Source organism: Nevskia soli DSM 19509, from assembly GCF_000711955.1.
GTDB lineage: Bacteria > Pseudomonadota > Gammaproteobacteria > Nevskiales > Nevskiaceae > Nevskia > Nevskia soli.
This window is the reverse complement of the sequence record NZ_JONR01000014.1, coordinates 35929-54544: the sequence shown is the minus strand read 5'-3', so window position 1 is coordinate 54544 and position 18616 is coordinate 35929. Positions and strand designations below refer to the sequence as shown.

The window sequence follows — 18616 nt, the reverse complement described above, 5'->3', positions numbered from 1 at the left end:
GCATTGCAGGTGTCTCCGGTGACTTCGGAGAGTGACGCATGCGCGGCACGCACCCTGCTGCCGGCGCTTGCAAAGCGCTGTAGAGTAGCGCCATACGAGAAGGGATCGGGGATGCCGTCTTTCGTTTCGGGATTTCTGCGCCGCAGCGTTCCAGGCGGGTTCGCGGGCGGTCCGTCTTTGGCATGAGCGCCAAGCCTTCTTTCTTCGCCGAGCTGCAGCGCCGCCGCGTCTACAAGGTGGGGGCGATGTATTGCGTCGCCGGCTGGCTGCTGGTGCAGATCGTCACCCAGGTGCTGCCGGTATTCGACATCTCGACGCTGGGCCAGCGCATCCTGGTGCTGATCGTCGTCGCCGGCTTTCCCGTGGCGCTGGTGCTGGCCTGGCTGTTCGACATCACGCCCAAGGGCATCGTGCGCACGCCGGACGTTTCCGGCGAGGGCGAAAACGAGGCGACGGCGCGCCAGCGCAGCGGCATGGACCGCAAGCTCAACTACCTGCTCGGCATCCTGCTGCTATGCGCCTGCCTGTATCCGGTCGCGGAGCGGCTGGGCTGGATCGGGCCGAAGCCAGCAGTGGCCACGGATGGCGACAAGTCCATCGCCGTGCTGCCGTTCGAGAACCTTTCCGACGACAAGTCCAATGCCTACTTCGCAGCAGGCATCCAGGACCAGCTGCTGACCCAGCTCGCCAAGATCGGCGACCTGCGCGTGATCTCCCGCAGCTCCACCCGGCAGTACGCCTCCAAACCGGGCAGCGTGGCGGACATCGCCCACCAGCTCGGCGTCGCCTACGTGCTCGAGGGCAGCGTGCAGAAGGCCGGCAACTCGGTCCGCATCAATGTCCAGCTGATCCGCGCCGCGGGACAAGAGCATCGCTGGGCGGAAACCTACGACCGCACCCTCGACAACATCTTCGGCGTGGAAAGCGAGGTGGCGGAAGCGATCACCCAGGCGCTCAATGCGCGGCTCAGCGGCGCGGAGAAGCAGGAGCTCGCCACGCGCGCCACCCACAATCCCGCCGCCTGGGACAACTACCTGCGCGCCCTGGTCCTGTACAACATGCACGCGGAATCCGCCGCGGCCGCCAGCCAGGCGGAAGGCCTGTTGCGGGAGGCCGTGAGCCTCGATCCGGATTTCTCCACCGCGTGGGCGCTGCTCGCCGAGATCAAGGCGGCCGAGAGCATCGAGGACTGGGATACCTCCGACGTCGGCCGCGCCGAGGCGCTGCACGCCGTGCAGCAGGCGCAGCGGCTGCGGCCGTCGGCTGCCGAGACCCTGGCCGCGCAGGCCTACTATCAGTTCTACGTGGGGCGCGACTACGAAGCCGCCGGCCGCAGCTTCGAGCTGGCGCTGCGGCAGGCTCCGGGCAACGCCGACACCATTTCGGCGCTGGCCTTTCTCAGCCGGCGCCAGGGGCGCTGGCCGCGAAGCCTGGACTACTTCGACCAGGCCCTGGCGCTGGACCCGCGCAACCTCGAATACCTGGATCAGGCGGTAACCACCGCGGCGGGGACGGGAAACTTCGACCTGGCCTGGCGCTATTACCAGCGCTGCCGCGACGTGGCCCCCGGCGAGCCCTCGGTCCAGGGCCTGGGGGGTTGGCTACACCTGGCGCAAGGCCGGCCCGACCTGGCGGAATCCTTGTTGAACGGCGTCGCCGCCGATCCCAGCGACCTGCGCACAATCCTCGTGCTGGGCTTCCAGCAGCTGTTTCAGCGGCACTACGCGGAAGGCGCCGCGCTGATGCGCAAATACCTCGAGCGCCTGCAACCCGCGCAGCATCGCGAGCATGCGTTCCTGGTGTTCCAGCTCGGCGAGTTCCAGCGCATGTCCGGCGACACGGATGCCGCGCGGGCCAGCTACCGGCAGGCCGGCGCCGACGCCGCCGAGGTCCTGGCCGAGCAGCCCCGCAATGCGGCCCTGCTCAATCGCCAGGCGCTGATCCACGCCCGGCTCGGCGACATGGCTGCGGCGATGGACGATTCCAGGCGAGCCATGCAGACGGTGCCGCCCGGCGGCGACGCCCTGACCCTGGCCACAACGCAGTACACCCTGGCGCGCCTGCAGGCCGCCGCCGGCGACCGCGACGGCGCCTTCAAGACCTTGGGCGGCCTGCTGTCGGGCCCCACCCTCAGCGACAGCGAGTTCGATCCCCTGCTGACACCCGCCAGTCTGCGCCTGAATCCCGAATGGGATGGACTGCGGCAGGATGCGCGCTTCGGCAAGCTGGTCGAGGGGCATTCGCAGTAGGCGGATCGTCGTGTCCCGGGCCACCATTCGCGAAGCAGCCGAGCGTCCGCTTTCATTCCCGATTTCTACCCTTCAATGTTTTTCGCTTTTCAATCTCTCTCAATCCGTTCAATGCCTTTCTTTTAAAGGCGGTTTTTGACGTAAGTTTTAAACATACTGCACGCTGTCGCGTGCCCAAGGTAAAACAGCCTTCGGCAAACAGTGGACCTCACCGGTGCAAAAGATCAGGCGTGAGCCCTCGGCATCCAAAGCCTGTCAAAAAACTCACACCCAAGAGGCTCACCATGTGGGACAGGAAACGCAATGACCTGGCCACAAGCGGCAAAAGCGGGTTCGCGGGAATCGTTCAAGACATCCTGGAAAGTCATTTGTGACAGTGTCGCTACGGTCACAGGCAGCTATCGACTGATGCACCACAATGGATCGCCGTCCTGGAAACCTGAACAATCCGTCACGATATGCGACATGGTTTCTTTGCCCTTGTGCTCGTCCGGTGTGATGAGGCCGCGGAGCGGGTTTCATGCCTAGTCTGGGACATATCCGCCGCCCTATCGCGGCCAGCCTGGACATGAATTGTCACATCCGTGCGTCCGGTGCCGTTTTCGGCGCAACGTGATACCTGCAACACAGTACAAATGACTGAAATTACTTACTGTTTGACCAGCCTCGGGCCCAGGGTGCGAAAGCAGCCTCTGGTTTGATTCTTGCAGACATCTTCGGCACCTTAGACTAGACTTCTAAGCATATGAATTTTCGGAAAGTACGAGGCTTACGCTAAGTGCAACGACCTGACGAAAGCGTCGTATTTTCCGGGCCGGTATCTGGAATAACCAGAATTGGACCTACCACAACATTCAATTGAGTTCAGGGATAGCAATACCATGCAGCATCAAACACTTGCGCTGACTATCGCGCATCAGCGCGAAGTCTTGTCCGAAAACGGTGCAATGCGGCGTCATGGGGTGGCCCGCGCATGAGCGAGAACAATCTGATCTTCATCGTCATGGACAGCTGCCGCTATGACAGCTACCTCCGTGCCAAGCGTCCCAACATGGACCGCATCGGCCTGGGCGAGAAGCGCTATTCCTTCGCCTCCTGGACCAGCCCTTCGCATTACACCTACCTGATGGGCATGATCCCCCACCAGAGCCCACAGGGGGTATTCGCCTCCGAGGTCTACAAGAAGGACTTCGCCTTGTGGGTGGATCGCCTCAACGTCCCCGATCTCTCGTTCAAGAGCTTCGTGCCGCAACTGTCCCTGCCCCACGTGCTGCAGGAAAACGGCTACCGCACCAGCGCCAAGGTGTCGCTGCCGGTGCTCAACCCGCTGTCGCACCTGAACCGCCACTTCGACGACTACAAGCTGATGGCGAACCACAACGACTTCGCCGGCATGGTGAAGGAGATCGAGTTCGACGAGTCCGAGCCCCAGTTCTACTTCCTCAACCTGGGCGAAACGCACTACCCCTACATGCTGGATCCCAAGGGCCTGCCCCACATCTCGGGTGTACACGGCGTGTTCAAACGCCTGGATGATGAGCTGGGCAAGACCACCGAGGACAAGTTCTTCGACGACGAGCAGATGCGCTCCCTGCACGATCAGCAGGTGAAGTGCGTGGAATACGTCGACGAAGTGCTCGGCGCCCTGATCGACAAGGCGCCGAAGAACACCCATTTCATCGTCACCGCCGACCACGGAGAGTGCTTCGGCGAAAGTGGTTACTTTGGCCACGGACCGATCGTGCACGAAAAAGTGCTGGAAGTACCCTTCCTGGAAGGCAAGAAACGCTAAGACCCGCTCCACGGCGGGTTACAGGCTGCGACCACGACAGATGGTCAAGAGCAAGGGAATGAGTTGTAGGGGAGAAGCGGGATGAGCACCATGGAAAACTTCGACGTCCTCGGCCTGACACCGGCCGATTCGGCCCACCCCGGCATCGCCGTGGCGGTAGCGCGTTCCGGCGGCATCGGCCTGCTGGACCTGGAGTTCTGCCGCGACGGCAGCCGGGCCCTGGCCAACTTCCGGCGTCTGCTGGATGCCACTGAGGCCCGCGTCGGGCTGCGTCTGACAGCCGGTAGCACGGAGCTGGCCGGGCGGATGCTGGCCCTGCTTGCGCCGGGCCGAGCCCTCACCCTGGTCTTCGCCGGCAGCGCCGAGGCGCAGGCGCAGATGCACGCCGCCCTGCAGCCCGCCGCTTCCCACCAGGTCCTGGCCGAAATCACCGACGCCGCCGTTCCCGCCACCCTCGCCTATCCGCATCATGGCATCGTCGCCAAGGGCCACGAGGCCGGCGGCTGGGTCGGCGTCGATACCAGCTACATCCTGTTGCAGAAACTGGCCGGCAAGATCTCGCAGCCGATCTACGTCCACGGCGGCATCGGCATCCACAGCGCCGCCGCCTGCCGCATCCTCGGCGTGGCCGGCGTGGTGGTGGACGACCAACTGCTTCTGCTGGCCGAATCGCCCCTGCCGGAAGCGCAGCAGAACGAACTCGCCCGCCTCAACGGCGCCGAGACCAAGCTGTTCGGCGAACTGATCGACGCACCCTGCCGCGTCTACTCGCGCCCGGGCACCGCGGCGCTGAAGGCGTCCGACGAGGACAATCGCGCCGCCGAATCCGGCGCGCTGGACCTGGCCGAGTGGCGCAGCCGCCTCGACGCCCGCCTGTCCTGGAGCGGCAGCGCGGACAACCTGATGCCGCTGGGCCAGGGCATCGGCGTCGCCGCCATCTACCGCGCGCAGTACCGCACCGTCGGCCGCTTCGTGCAGGCCCTGGGCAAGTCCAGCCTGCGCCAGATCGAAAGCGCCGCGCAGCAGGGCTTCATGGCCCCAGGCGGCCCGCTGGCCCAGTCGCACGGCACCCGCTACCCGCTGGCCCAGGGTCCGATGACCCGCGTCTCGGACAGCCCCGAATTCGCGTATCAAGTGTCGCTGCAAGGCGGCCTGCCGTTCCTGGCCCTGGCCCTGATGCGCGGTCCGCAGGTGCTGGAGATGCTGCAGCAGACCAAAGCCAAGATGGGTAACCTGCCCTGGGGCGTGGGCATGCTCGGCTTCGTGCCGCACTCGCTGCGCGAGGAGCAGTGCGCGGCCATCTGGCAGTGCAAGCCCACCTACGCCCTCATTGCCGGCGGCCGTCCGGACCAGGCGGCGGAGTTCGAGAAGCGCGGCATCCCTACCTACATCCACGCCCCGGCGCCGGCGCTGCTCAAGATGTACATCGAGCAGGGCGCTAAGCGTTTCGTCTTCGAAGGCCGCGAGTGCGGCGGCCACATCGGCCCGCTCGCCAGCTTCCCGCTGTGGGAGCAGATGACCGAGGCGCTGCTGGCCGACGTCAAGCCCGGCACCGAGGGCGAGTACCACCTGCTGTTCGCCGGTGGCCTGCACGACGCCCGCTCGGGCGCCATGCTCGCCGCGCTCACCGCGCCGCTGGCGGCGCGCGGCATGAAGGTCGGCGGCCTGATGGGCACGGCCTACCTGTTCACCAAGGAAATCGTGCACTCCGGCGCCATCGTCGAAGGCTTCCAGGCGCAGGCGCTGGAATGCGCCCGCACCGTCAACCTGGAATCCGGCCCCGGCCATTCCACCCGCTGCGCCGACACCACCTTCGCCCGCGACTTCTACCAGACCCGCCGCACCCTGCTGCGCGAGGGCCGTTCCGCCGACGAGATCCGCGACGTCCTCGAAGACCTCAACATGGGCCGCCTGCGCATCGCCTCCAAGGGCGTCAACCGCGACAGCAGCGGCGCCATCGTCGCCGTCGAAGCCGCGCAGCAGCTCAGCGACGGCATGTACATGATCGGCCAGGTCGCCACCCTGCGCGACAAGACCCAAACCATCGACGAGCTGCACAGCGACGTCTGCGTCGGCGGCACCGCGATCCTGAATCAGCACCTGGAGCGGCGCGAGATCCGCGTCGAAGCGGCCAAGCCCTGCGACATCGCCATCGTCGGCCTCGGCACCCTGCTGCCCAAGGCGCACGACGCCGACCAGTACTGGCACAACATCCTGGAACAGGTCTGCGTGCTCGGCGAAGTGCCCGAGTCGCGCTGGGACTGGAAGCTCTACTTCGACGCCGACCGCCGCGCCCGCGACAAGGTCTACTCGCGCTGGGGCGGCTTCCTCGACGAAGTGGCGTTCGACCCGATCGCCTACGGCATCCCGCCGAAGTCGATGAAGGTCATCGACCCGATGCAGCTGCTCACCCTGGAAGTGACCAAGCGCGCGCTGGCCGACGCCGGTTACTCCAACGGCGACTTCGACCGCGAGAACACCTCCATCATCCTCGGCGCCGGCGGCGGCCTGGGCGATCTGGGCACGCAATACGCCGTGCGCTCGGAAATCCCGCGCTTCATCGAGAACCCGGACGAGAGCGTCTGGGAGCGCCTGCCCGAGTGGACCGAGGAGTCCTTCGCCGGCGCGCTGCTCAACGTCGCCGCGGGGCGTGTCGCCAACCGCATGGACTTCGGCGGCCTCAACTTCACCGTGGACGCGGCCTGCGCCTCGTCCCTCGCCGCCATCGGCATGGCCGTGAACGAGCTGGAAACCGGCCGCAGCAACTTCGCCATCGCCGGCGGCGTGGACACGGTGCAGAGCCCGTTCGGCTTCCTCTGCTTCTCCAAGACCCAGGCCCTGTCGCCCACCGGCAGGCCCAAGACCTTCGACACCGCCGCCGACGGCATCGCCATCAGCGAAGGCCTGGCCGTCATCGCCATGAAGCGCCTGGCCGACGCCGAGCGCGACGGCGACAAGATCTACGCCGTGATCAAAGCCGTCTCAGGCTCCTCCGACGGCAAGGCGCTGGGCATGACCGCGCCGCGCCCCGAAGGCCAGAAGCGCGCCCTGCGCCGCGCCTACGCCCGCGCCGGCTTCTCGCCCGCCACCCTGGGCCTGGCCGAAGCTCACGGCACCGGCACGCCGGTCGGCGACCGCGCCGAAGCCAAGACCATCACCGAATCCCTCCAGGCCGAAGGCGCCCTGCCCAAGAGCTGCGCCATCGGCTCGGTCAAGACCCTGCTCGGCCACACCAAGGCCAGCGCCGGCGTCTCCGGCCTGATCAAGGTGGCGCTGTCGCTGCACCACCGCACCCTGCCCGCGCACTACGGCGTGAGCAAGCCGATCGACACCATCGCCGACGCCAACTCGCCGGTGTACCTGCTCAAGGACACCCGTCCCTGGCTGGCCAATCCGGACTACCCGCGCCGTGGCGGCGTCTCCGCCTTCGGCTTCGGCGGCACCAATTTCCATGCCGTGCTGGAAGAGTACCGCGGCAACTTCGCCGCTTCTGCCGCGCCGGGCGCGGCGCGCTGGCCGCTGGAACTGTTCCTGTTCAAGGCCAGGGACGAAGCGGCGCTGAGCGCCGATCTCGGCCGCATGGCCACGGCCCTGCGCCAGGGCACCAACCTCAAGCTGCGTGACCTCGCCTACAGCCTGGCGCGCCAGGCCGAGAGCCGCCGCGGCAGCGCGGTCAGCCTCGCCATCGTCGCCAAGGATTTCGCCGGCCTGCTGGCCGACATCGAAGCGGTACTGGCCAGTCTGGGCGGCAACGGCAAGCCGGTTCCCGCCAGCGTCCGCCTCGGCCGCAACCTCAAGGGCGAAGCGCCCAAGGTGGCCTTCCTGTTCCCCGGCCAGGGCTCGCAGTACGTCAACATGGGCCGCGAGGCCGCGGTCTACATCGAAGAGCTGCGCGCCGCTCTGGAGCTGGCCGACAGCACCCTGCACAGCGACTTCCCGCAGCAGCTGTCCCGCACCATCCTGCCGCACGCCGCCTTCGACGTGGAGACCGACAAGCAGCAGGCCGCCGCGCTCACCGACACCCGCGTGGCGCAGCCCTCCATCGGCGCGCTCGCCCTGGGCTACCTGCGCCTGGCCGAACGCCTGGGTCTCTCGCCCATGGCCGCCGCCGGCCACAGCTACGGCGAATACGCCGCGCTGCTCTCCGCCGGCGTGCTGTCGCCGCAGGACTTCCTGCGCCTGTCCGCCGTGCGCGGCCGCTGCATGGGCGAGGCCGCGCGCAGCAGCGCACCCGGTGCCATGGTCGCGGTGCAGGCGAAGCGCGAGGTGGTGCAGCAGGCCATTGCCGGTTTCAGCGGCGTCAAGATCGCCAACCACAATTCGCCGGATCAGTCGGTCATCTCCGGTGCCGCCGCCGAAGTCGAACAGGCAACGAAGAACCTCGAAGCGTCCGGCGTGCGCGTGTCGCGCCTGCCGGTTTCCGGCGCGTTCCACACCGAACTGGTGGCCGGCGCGCAGATCGGCCTCTCCGCCGCCATCCAGGCTGCGCCGCTGAGCGAGCCGCGCTTCCCGGTCTATTCCAACACCACCGGCATGCCTTACCCCGCCGACATCGGCGGCATCCGCAGCACGCTGGACGGGCACCTGCTCAACAGCGTCGAGTTCGTCGCCGAGATCGAGGCCATGTACGCCGCCGGCGCCCGCGTCTTCGTCGAACTGGGCCCCAAGGGCACCTGCTCCAACATGGCCAGGCAGACGCTGGCCGGCCGCGATGCCATCGCCGTCTCGCTCGACGGCCAGGGCGGCGGCCTGCGCGGCCTGCTGCTCGGCCTGGCCGAACTGACGGCCGCCGGCGTCGACGTGCAGATCACCAAGCTGTTCGACACTCGTGAAGCCACGGCCCTGGACCTCAACCGCCTGGCCGAACTGATCAAGCCGGTGGCCCTGCCCAAGCACGCCTGGTGGGTCAGCGGCGGCTGTGCCCGTCCGCTGGACGATCCGATGATGCGCACCGGCAAACTGCCGGCGCTGGACTTGCGCACGTCCACCGAAGCGCGCGAGAAGGCGAAGCAGGCTGCGAAACCCTTGCCCGCTCCGATGCCTGTTGCCGCGCCGATCGCGGCGCAGCCCGCCGTTGCATCGCCTGCACCGATCGCGCAGCCGGCTCCGCTGGCGGCACCGGCCATCGCCGGCGGCATGGCGCCCGCCATGAACGCCGATGCCCTGATCGCCTACCAGCAAACCATGCGCCAGTTCCTGAATCTGCAGGAGCGCGTGATCCAGCAATACCTCGGTGGAGGTGCGGCACCCGTCGCCGCTTCGCTGCCGTCCATGCCGGCACCCGCAGTGGCGCCCGTCGCCATGCCGGCGCCGACCGTCATCGCCGCCCCGGCACCCGTCGCCACTCCCGCGCCCGCTCCGGTCGCTGCTGTGGCCGTGGCGCCGCAGCCGGTCGCCGTTGCCCGCGTGGCCAACGTCACGCCCGCGTTCAACGCGCAGGCAACCTTGCTTGAGATCGTGGCCGAGCGCACCGGCTATCCCAGCGACATGCTGGGCCTGGACCAGGATCTCGAAGCCGAACTCGGCATCGACTCGATCAAGCGCGTGGAAATCCTCGGCGCCTTCCAGAAGCGCATGCCCGGCGCCGGCGCTGAAGCGATGCAGGGCGGCATGGAGCGCTACACCCGCGCCAAGACACTCAACGCCATCCTCGAACAGGCAAAGCTCGACCTGGCCAGCCTGGCACCGGCGGCGAAGACAGAAGCAGCATCCGCCGCTCCGCCCGCCGTCGTCGCGGCAGCGCCCGTCGCAGTCGCCCCCGCAATGGATCGCGCGGCGATGCAGGCGCAGTTGCTCCACATCGTCGCCGAACGCACCGGTTACCCGACCGACATGCTCGGCATGGACCAGGACCTCGAAGCCGAACTCGGCATCGACTCGATCAAGCGCGTGGAAATCCTCGGCGCCCTCCAGAAGAAGCTGCCCGCCCCGGCTTCCGAAGCGATGCAGGCCGGCATGGAGCAGTTCACCAAGGCCCGCAGCCTCAACGCCATCCTCGACGCCGCCCTCGCACTGGCACCGGCGGCCAGCATCGCGGCGCCGGCAGCGGCGAATACCGTCTACACCGCACCGATCCCGGCCGCCGCAGCCCCGGCAATGGACCGCGCGGCGATGCAGACGCAGTTGCTCAACATCGTCGCCGAGCGCACCGGCTATCCCACCGACATGCTCGGCATGGACCAGGACCTCGAAGCCGAACTCGGCATCGATTCGATCAAGCGCGTGGAAATCCTCGGCGCCCTCCAGAAGAAGCTGCCCGCCCCGGCCGCCGAAGCGATGCAGGCCGGCATGGAGCAGTTCACCAAGGCCCGCAGCCTCAACGCCATCCTCGACGCCGCCCTCGCGCTGGCACCGGCGGCCAGCGTCGCGGCGCCGGCAGCGGCGAACGCTGCGGCGGCGACCTCGCATGCCGCTCCCTCGGCAATCGCCGCTCCGGCCGCTCCCGCGATGGACCGCGCCGCCCTGCAAATGCAGTTGTTGAACGTGGTGGCCGAGCGCACCGGCTACCCGACCGACATGCTCGGCATGGACCAGGACCTCGAAGCCGAACTCGGCATCGACTCGATCAAGCGCGTGGAAATCCTCGGCGCCTTGCAGAAAGGCTTGCCCGCCTCGGCCTCCGAAGCGATGCAGGCCAGGATGGAGCAGTTCACCAAGGCCCGCAGCCTCAACGCCATCCTCGACGCCGCCATGGCCCTGGCTCCGGCAGTGACCGTTGCCGCAGCACCGGCCGTAGCCGCGCACGCAGCGCCCACAGCAGCGCCGGCAGCCACCGCGGCCATACCCGTCATGGACCGCACCGGCCTGCAGACGCAGTTGCTCAACATCGTCGCCGAGCGCACCGGCTACCCGACCGACATGCTCGGCATGGACCAGGATCTCGAAGCCGAACTCGGCATCGACTCGATCAAGCGCGTGGAAATCCTCGGCGCCCTGCAGAAAGGCTTGCCCGCCTCGGCTTCCGAAGCGATGCAGGCCGGCATGGAGCAGTTCACCAAGGCCCGCAGCCTCAATGCCATCCTCGATGCGGCCATGGCGCTGGCGTCGGCACTCCCCGCCGCCGCGCCCGCCGCACCGCAGCCGGTTGCCGCGACGGTACAGCCCGCCGTCGCGGCCGCGCCCGCCAAGACGCCGCGCTTCGCACCGCGCGCGCGTCCGGCGCCGCTGTCGCAGCAGCGTCATCCCATCAGCGGCAGCTACCTGCTGACCGCCGACCATGAAGGCGTGGCCGAGCGGCTGGCCGATCGCATCGTCGGCGTCGGCGGCCAGGCGGTGATCCTCTCCGCCGAAACCTGCGCCGATGCGCCGGCCCTGGCAGCCACCATCGAACGCATCCGCGCCAACGGCGCCATCCACGGCATCGTGCACCTGGCCGGCCTGCAGGAAACCGCCGGCGATCTCGCCGGCTGGAAGCAGCAGACCACGGCGCAGGCCAAGACCCTGTTCAAGCTGTTGCAGCTGTGCGGGCCCGACCTGTCCACGCGCGATTCCGTCGCCCTCGCGGTCGGCCGCCTCGGCGGCAGCTTCGGCCGCGATGCCTCCGGCCGCGGCGCAGCCGCGGCCGGTGCGGCGGTGGGCCTGTTCAACTGCGCCATGGCCGAGTGGCCTTCCTTGCGCGCGCGCATGGTCGACTTCGAGGACGCGGCGCAGGCCGACCAGATCGCCGACGCCCTGCTCGACGAACTGGCCGTCGCCGACCAGCGCAGCGAAGTCGGCTACATCAACGCCGGCACCGCCGAAGCCAGCCGCATCGGCTTCGTCCATGCGGCGGAGAGCATCGGCGACCATCCCTTCGCCTCGCACCTGCAGCCGAACGGCGAATGGGTGGCACTGATCACCGGCGGCGCCCGCGGCATCACCGCCGAGATCGCCGAGGAACTGGCGCGTCCCGGCATGCGCCTGGTGCTGCTCGGCCGCACCCCGCTGCCCGGCGCCGAAGCTTCCGCCACCGCCGCCCACGGCGAAGGCCCGGCGCTGAAGAAGGTGCTGCTCGACGCGGCCTTCGCCGCCGGCCGCAAGCCCACCCCGGCCGAACTGGAGCGTGAATACCGCGCGGTACTTGCCGATCGCGAGATCCGCGGCAACATCACCCGCCTCGCCGCCACCGGCGCGCAGGTCGACTACCGCGCCTGCGACGTGCGCGACGCCGCCGCCTTCGCCGCCATGATCGACTCGCTCTACGAGCAGTACGGCCGCATCGACGCCGTGCTGCACGGCGCCGGCGTGATCGAGGACAAGCGTATCGCCGACAAGACCGCCGAATCCTTCGACCGCGTCTACGACACCAAGGTGGACAGCGCCTACGTGCTGAGCCGCCGCCTGCGTCCGGACAGCCTCAAGGTGCTGTCGTTCTTCACCAGCGTCGCCGGCCGCTTCGGCAACGTCGGCCAGGGCGACTACGGCGCCGCCAACGAAACCCTCAACCGCCTCGCCTGGCAGCTGCACCGCGAATGGCCCGGCGTGCGCGTGGTCTCGATCAACTGGGGCCCCTGGGCCGCGGGCATGGCCACCGATGCGATCATCGCCGGCTTCCGCTCGCGCGGCGTCGAACCGATCCCGGTGATGTCCGGCCGCCGCTTCTTCCTCGACGAGCTGGCCTACGGCTCGCGCAACGACGTCGAGCTCGTCGCCGGCATCGGTCCCTGGCAGCACCAGGCGCCCGCCAGCGAGCCGGTTGCCGCCGCGCCTGAAAGCGGGGGCCCGGATACGGACGCCCGCAGCCTGCCGCTGATCCGCCGTCCGCTGCGCATCGGCGTCGGCGGCGCGGTCACCCTGGAGCACCTGCTCAGCGTCGACGAGGACCACTACCTCGGCGATCACGTGATGGACAGCAAGCCGGTGCTGCCCGCCGCCGCCGCGCTGGAATACATGGCGCAGTTCGTCGCCGCCGGCTGGCCGGAATGGCAGGTGGCCGAGCTGCGCGACGTGCGCGCCCTCAATGGCATCGTGCTGGACAGCGAGCAGGGCCGCGAACTGGTGTTCCGCGCCCGCGCCTCGACCCATTCCGAGCCCGGCCAGCAGGCCGTGACCATCGAATTGCTCGACCCGCACCGCAAGGCGGCCTGCTACCGCGCCACCGCCGTGCTGATGGCGCAGCTGCCGGAAATGCCGACCGCGCGCATCGAAACACTGGCCGATGCCGTGCCGATGGAAGCCAGCCGCGCCTACAACGAACTGTTGTTCCACGGCCCGCGCTTCCGCCTGGTGCAGCGCATCAGCGGCATCGGCGCCAGCGGCATCGACGCCGACGTGATGCCGTCCAGCCCGCGCAGCTTCCTCGGCGAGCCGTTCCGCAACACCCGCTGGCTGTTCGATCCGGGCCTGCTCGACATCCCGCCGCAGCTCGCCTGGGTCTGGGCCCGCGTGCACCGCGACATGGGCGCCCTGCCCTCGCGCTTCGGCCGCGTCACCCGCTTCGGCGTGGCGCCGCTGCACGGCCCGCTGTCGCTGGCCATGCGCCTCAAGCCCTCGCCCAACGACTACACCCTGATCTACGACGCCCAGATCGTCGACGCCTCCGGCAACGTGCGGATCCAGATCGTCGACGGCGAGAGCACCATGAGCCAGGCCCTCAACCGCCTGTCTCCCGGCGGCAACGCCCTGGCGGCCGGACTGATCGCCTGATGAGCAAGACGCTCGACATCGCCATCGTCGGTCTCGCCGGCAGCTATGCCGGGGCGCGCAACCTGCGCGCCTACTGGCAGAACATCCTCGACAAGGTCGATTCGGTGGGCGAGGCCGACGCCGAATGGGCCGGCCCCTACCTCGACGTGGCCAACTGCTCCCGGCGCAACGACCGCATCTACACCACCATGGGCGGCTTCCTGCGCGACCTGGCGGAAGTCGATCCGGCCGAGTTCGGCGTGATGCCGAGCATGGCCGACGGCGGCGATCCCGATCACCTGCTGGCCCTCAAGCACGCGCGCGACGCCCTGGCCGACGCCGGCTACCTGCACGCACCGTTCAACCGCGAGCGCGCCGGCATCGTGCTCGGCCGCGGCACCTACTCCAACCGCGGCCAGGCCAACGTGCTGTTCCACGGCATGTTCATGGACCAGGCCATGGACATCGTGCGCAAGGTCCGCCCGGACATGAGCGAGGCCGAGCTGGAAGAGTTGCGCGCCGGCTTCAAGAAGCAGCTGCCGCCGTACAGCGGCGAGATGGTCGGGCCGCTGACGCCCAACGTCATCACCGGCATGATCGCCAACCGCCTCGACCTGATGGGGCCCAACTACATCGTCGACGCCGCTTGCGCCTCCTCGCTGATCGCCGTCAACCAGGCGGTGCAGGAGCTGGTCTCCGGCCGCTGCGACCTGATGCTCACCGGCGGCGTGCACGCACAGACCCCGCCGCAGCTCTACATCCAGTTCTGCCAGATCCAGGCCTTGTCGCACGGCAAGATCCGCCCGTTCCAGAAGGGCGCCAACGGCACCCTGCTGGGCGAAGGCGTCGGCGTCATGGTGCTCAAGCGCCTGGCCGACGCCGAACGCGACGGCGACCGCGTCTATGCCGTCATCAAGGGCATCGGCATCGCCTCCGACGGCAAGGCCAAGGGCCTGCTGACGCCGCGCCTGGAAGGCGAAGTGCTCGCGCTCAAGCGCGCCTACGAGAGCAGCGGCATCGATCCCGCCAGCATCGGCCTGATCGAAGCCCACGGCACCGGCACCGCCGTCGGCGACCGCACCGAGATCCAGTCGCTCAGCACCCTGTTCGGACCGCGCAGCGGCAAGCTGCCGGACATCGCCATCGGCACCGTCAAGTCGATGATCAGCCACTGCCTGCCCGCGGCCGGCTCGGCGGCGATGCTCAAGACGGCGCTGGCCCTGCACCACAAGATCCTGCCGCCGACGCTGTGCGACGAGCCCGATCCCGGCCTGGAGCTGGAGCGCACGCCGTTCTACATCAACAACGAAGCGCGTCCCTGGATCCACGGCGCCGAGCATCCGCGCCGCGCCGGCGTCAACGCCTTCGGCTTCGGCGGCATCAACGCCCACATCATTCTCGAGGAATACCGCCCGCAGCATCGCGCCCAGGTATCGGTGCTGCACGCACCCGGCGTCTCCGAGCTGGTGGTGTTCGCCGCCGACTCCGCCGCCGCCCTGGCCGATTCCGCCGAGCGCATCCTCACCCGCCTGCGCGGCAACGCGCCGCCGAGCCTGGCCGAAGTGGCCAAGGCCGCCGCCGCCCAGGCCAAGGGCGAATACCGCCTGGCCCTGGTCTGCACCGGCTTCGACGATCTCGTCACCAAGCTCGAACAGTGCGTGGCCAAGCTGCGCCGCCCCGACGCGGCGCCGTTCAAGACCCGCTCCGGCATGTATTACGGCCACGGCACCGCGCCCGGCCGCGTCTGCTTCCTGTTCCCCGGCGAAGGCTCGCAGTACCCCAACATGCTGGGCGACCTGTGCATGAACTTCCCGCAGGTGCGCGACTGGTTCGACTTCATCGAGGAAGCCGCGCACAAGCGCGGCTCGCTCTCGCGCGCCCCGATCCTCAACCCGCCGCCGACCGCGGTGGACGAAGCCACGCTGAAAGAGCTCGACCAGCAGCTGTACGACATGGACGTCGCGGCCGAGCTGGTGTTCGCCGCCAGCATGGGCCTGCAGACCATCTTCGACGACCTCGGCCTGCGCGCCGACGCCATGCTCGGCCACAGCACCGGCGAGAACACCGCCATCACCGTCAGCGGCGTGCGCCGTTTCGAGCGGCGCGAGGAAATCGCCGAAGCGGTGGGCGAGCTCAACCGCATCTTCCGCAAGCTCGACCAGTCCGGCCAGATCGGCCAGGGCACCCTGCTGACCATCGGCGCGCTGCGCCCCGACGCGCGCAGACAACTGCTGGCGCGCATCGCCGACGGCACCACGCCGATGCTGCTGGCGATGGACAACTGCCCCAACCAGCTGGTGCTCTACGGCAGCGCCGCCGACGTTCACACGCTGCGCGAACAGCTCGCCGCCGAGGGCGCCGTCTGCGCCGAGCTGCCCTTCGGCCGGCCCTACCACACCGCCCAGTTCAAGCCGGTGGCCGACGCCTACCGTGCCTACTACGACAGCCTCGACTTCGGCCCCGGCCGCGCCCAGCTCTACAGCGCCTGCAGCACCGCGCCGTTCCCGCACGACGCCGCCGCCATCCGCGAGCTGGCCACCGCGCAGTGGGATCACCCGGTACGCTTCGTCGAAACCATCGAACGCCTCTACGCCGACGGCGTGCGCGTGTTCATCGAAGTCGGCCCCAGCGGCAACCTCACCTCCTTCGTCTCCGACACCCTGCGCGACAAGGACGATGTCGTCGCCGTGGCCAGCAACAGCCGCCGCCGCTCCGGCGTGGCCCAGCTGCACCACACCCTGGCCCAGGTCTACGCCGCCGGCGTGACCCTGCGCCCGGAAGCGCTGTACACGCACCGCGACATCGACGACGTCGACCTCGCCGCCGTGCCGCGCCTGCCGACCCGCGCCAAGTACCGCCTCAAGCTGCAGATGCCCGGCATCCATGTGCCCGAAGGCTGGAGCAAGCCCTTCCCGGCCCAGCAGGCCGCCGAGGCCAAGCCCAAGGTGGTCTACCTGGAGCGCCCAACGCCCGCCGCCGTGCCCGCGGTGCCGGCGGCGCAGCCCGCCGCCATCGTCGCGCCCGCGCCGGCCAAGCCTTCCGCTCCCGCCGATCCGCGCCTGCAAGCCCTGCAAACGCACTTCAGCCTGATGCAGGACTTCCTCGACAGCCAGTCGCGCGTCCTCGGCCTGCAAGCTGGTGCCTTCGCCGGCCAGCCGCAAGCCGTCGCCGCCCCAGCCGGTGGCAATGGCGATCCCGCCTATCCCCTGCTCGGCCGCGTGGTCGAACGCAGCGCCGAGCGGCTGGTGATGGAATGCAGCTACGACCCGGACACGCACCTGTTCCTGCGCGACCACGCCATCGGCCCCGCGCCCTCGGCGCAACAGCCGGGCCTGCGCTCGCTCATCGTCATGCCCTTCACCCTGAGCATGGAGATCCTGGCCGAGGCCGGCTCCAGTCTCGCGGGCAGCCATCTGAAAGTCGTCGGCATCGAGAACGCCCGCGGCAGCCGCTGGCTCGGCGCCGAAGACGGCCCGCTGCGCCTGCGCATCGTCGCCGAGAAGCAGGCCGCCGGCGCGGCCGGTGAAGCGCGCGTGATGGTGCGCCTGTTCCTCCAGGAAGAAGGCCGCGGCCCGGCCCTCGGCGTCGCCGTCTTCGAAGGCCTGGTGGTGCTGGCCGCCGCCTTCCCGGCGGCGCCCGCCGTGCGCGCCTGGACCAGCCAGAAGGAACGCGGCGCCATCAACAACCCGGCCGGCGAGCTGTACAGCCACGGCATGTTCCACGGCCCGCGCCTGCAAGGCGTGACGCATCTGCGGCGCTGGTCGGAGACGGCCATCGAAGCCGACATGACGGCCATCTCCACCGCCGACTACTTCAGCTTCACCACCCAGCCGACCATGCGCATGGACGGCGCCCTGCTCGACGCCGTGGGCCAGCTCGCCGCCTACTGGCTCACCGAGAAATTCTCCTGGGACTGGACCTGCTTCCCGTTCCAGGTCGGGCACTACACGCAGTACGCCGATCCGCCTCCCGCCGGCACGCGCCTGATCTGCCGCGGCGACGTCGCCCACAAGGACGGCGTGCGCATCGAAGCCCACTTCGACGTGTTCGACGAACAGGGCCGCCTGATCGTGCGCGCCGCCAACTGGGGCAGCCGCACCTTCACCATCGCCAAGAACCTGCACCACTTCCGCATCGATCCGGTGACGCGCTTCATGTCGGATCCGTGGATGACCCAGGCCCTGGCCCAGCGCGGCATGGCCGCGCGCCTGCTGCAGCCCTTCGCCGAAGGCTACCTCGACCAGGGCGGCGGCCTGTGGCAGCGCATGATCGCCAACCTGGTGCTGAACACCGACGAGCGCCGCATCTTCTACCGCGAGCTGCCGCCCAATGGCCCGCGCCGCGAGGAATGGCTGGTCGGCCGCATCGCCGCCAAGGAAGCGGTGCGCGAATGGCTGGCGCAGCAGCACGGCCTGCACCTGGCCAGCGCCGACATCGAGATCGCCAACGCCCCCAACGGCCAGCCCTACGTCTCGCGCGTCTGGGGCCTGCCGGCCGGCATCACCGCTCCGGCGGTCTCCATCAGCCACAGCAGCCGCGGCGCCCTCGCCGCCTGCGCGCCGGCCGGCGCACGGCTTGGCGTAGACTACCAGCGCATCGAACGCATCGAGGCCGAAGACCTCATCGCCGGCGCCTTCAGCGCCGCCGAGGCGCAGCAGTTCCTGCGCAGCCTGCCCGCCCCCGCGCAGAAGCAGGCCGCGGTGGCGCTGTGGTGCGCCAAGGAAGCGGCGGCCAAGGCCTCCGGCGGCGGACTCGAAGGCCGGCCGCTGGACTGGACCATCACCGCCGTCGAAGCCGGCGGCGGAGCGGGGCAGCTGCTGGCGCGGGTGCGCCATGGCGGCGTCGAGTACCGGGTGGAACTGCACAACGCGGCGGCGGAAATCTTCGCCCTGTGCCGCGCCGAAGGGGAGACGGGCGCCGCGCCGCTGCAGGCGCGGGCCTGAGTGTCATTACATCAATATAGTTAAGGGAT

General features: G+C 69.0%; 4 protein-coding genes. All 4 read left to right on the top strand.

The window, feature by feature from the left end; translation table 11 throughout:
- Positions 1-182: 182 nt before the first annotated feature.
- The 4 genes from BP26_RS27465 (at position 183) to BP26_RS0108300 (ending at position 18587) form a co-directional block, all read left to right on the top strand.
- Positions 183-2249 carry a hypothetical protein gene (locus BP26_RS27465; RefSeq protein ID WP_029920117.1) on the top strand — a complete coding sequence of 689 codons (2067 nt, stop codon included), beginning with the start codon at positions 183-185 and terminating at the stop codon, positions 2247-2249.
- Positions 2250-3222: 973 nt separating this feature from the next.
- Positions 3223-4041, top strand: a complete 819-nt coding sequence (locus tag BP26_RS0108310; protein WP_029920116.1) for a sulfatase-like hydrolase/transferase — start codon at positions 3223-3225, stop codon at positions 4039-4041.
- An 81-nt stretch (positions 4042-4122) separates the two neighbouring features.
- Positions 4123-13665 (top strand): type I polyketide synthase, encoded by a 9543-nt coding sequence (locus BP26_RS0108305; protein WP_029920115.1) that lies wholly within the window; start codon positions 4123-4125, stop codon positions 13663-13665.
- The gene (locus tag BP26_RS0108300) at positions 13665-18587 is read left to right on the top strand and encodes a type I polyketide synthase (protein WP_051748668.1); all 4923 of its coding nucleotides are present in this window, start codon (positions 13665-13667) and stop codon (positions 18585-18587) included. The genes BP26_RS0108305 and BP26_RS0108300 overlap by 1 nt, the downstream gene beginning before the upstream one ends.
- The last annotated feature ends 29 nt before the right edge of the window (positions 18588-18616 follow it).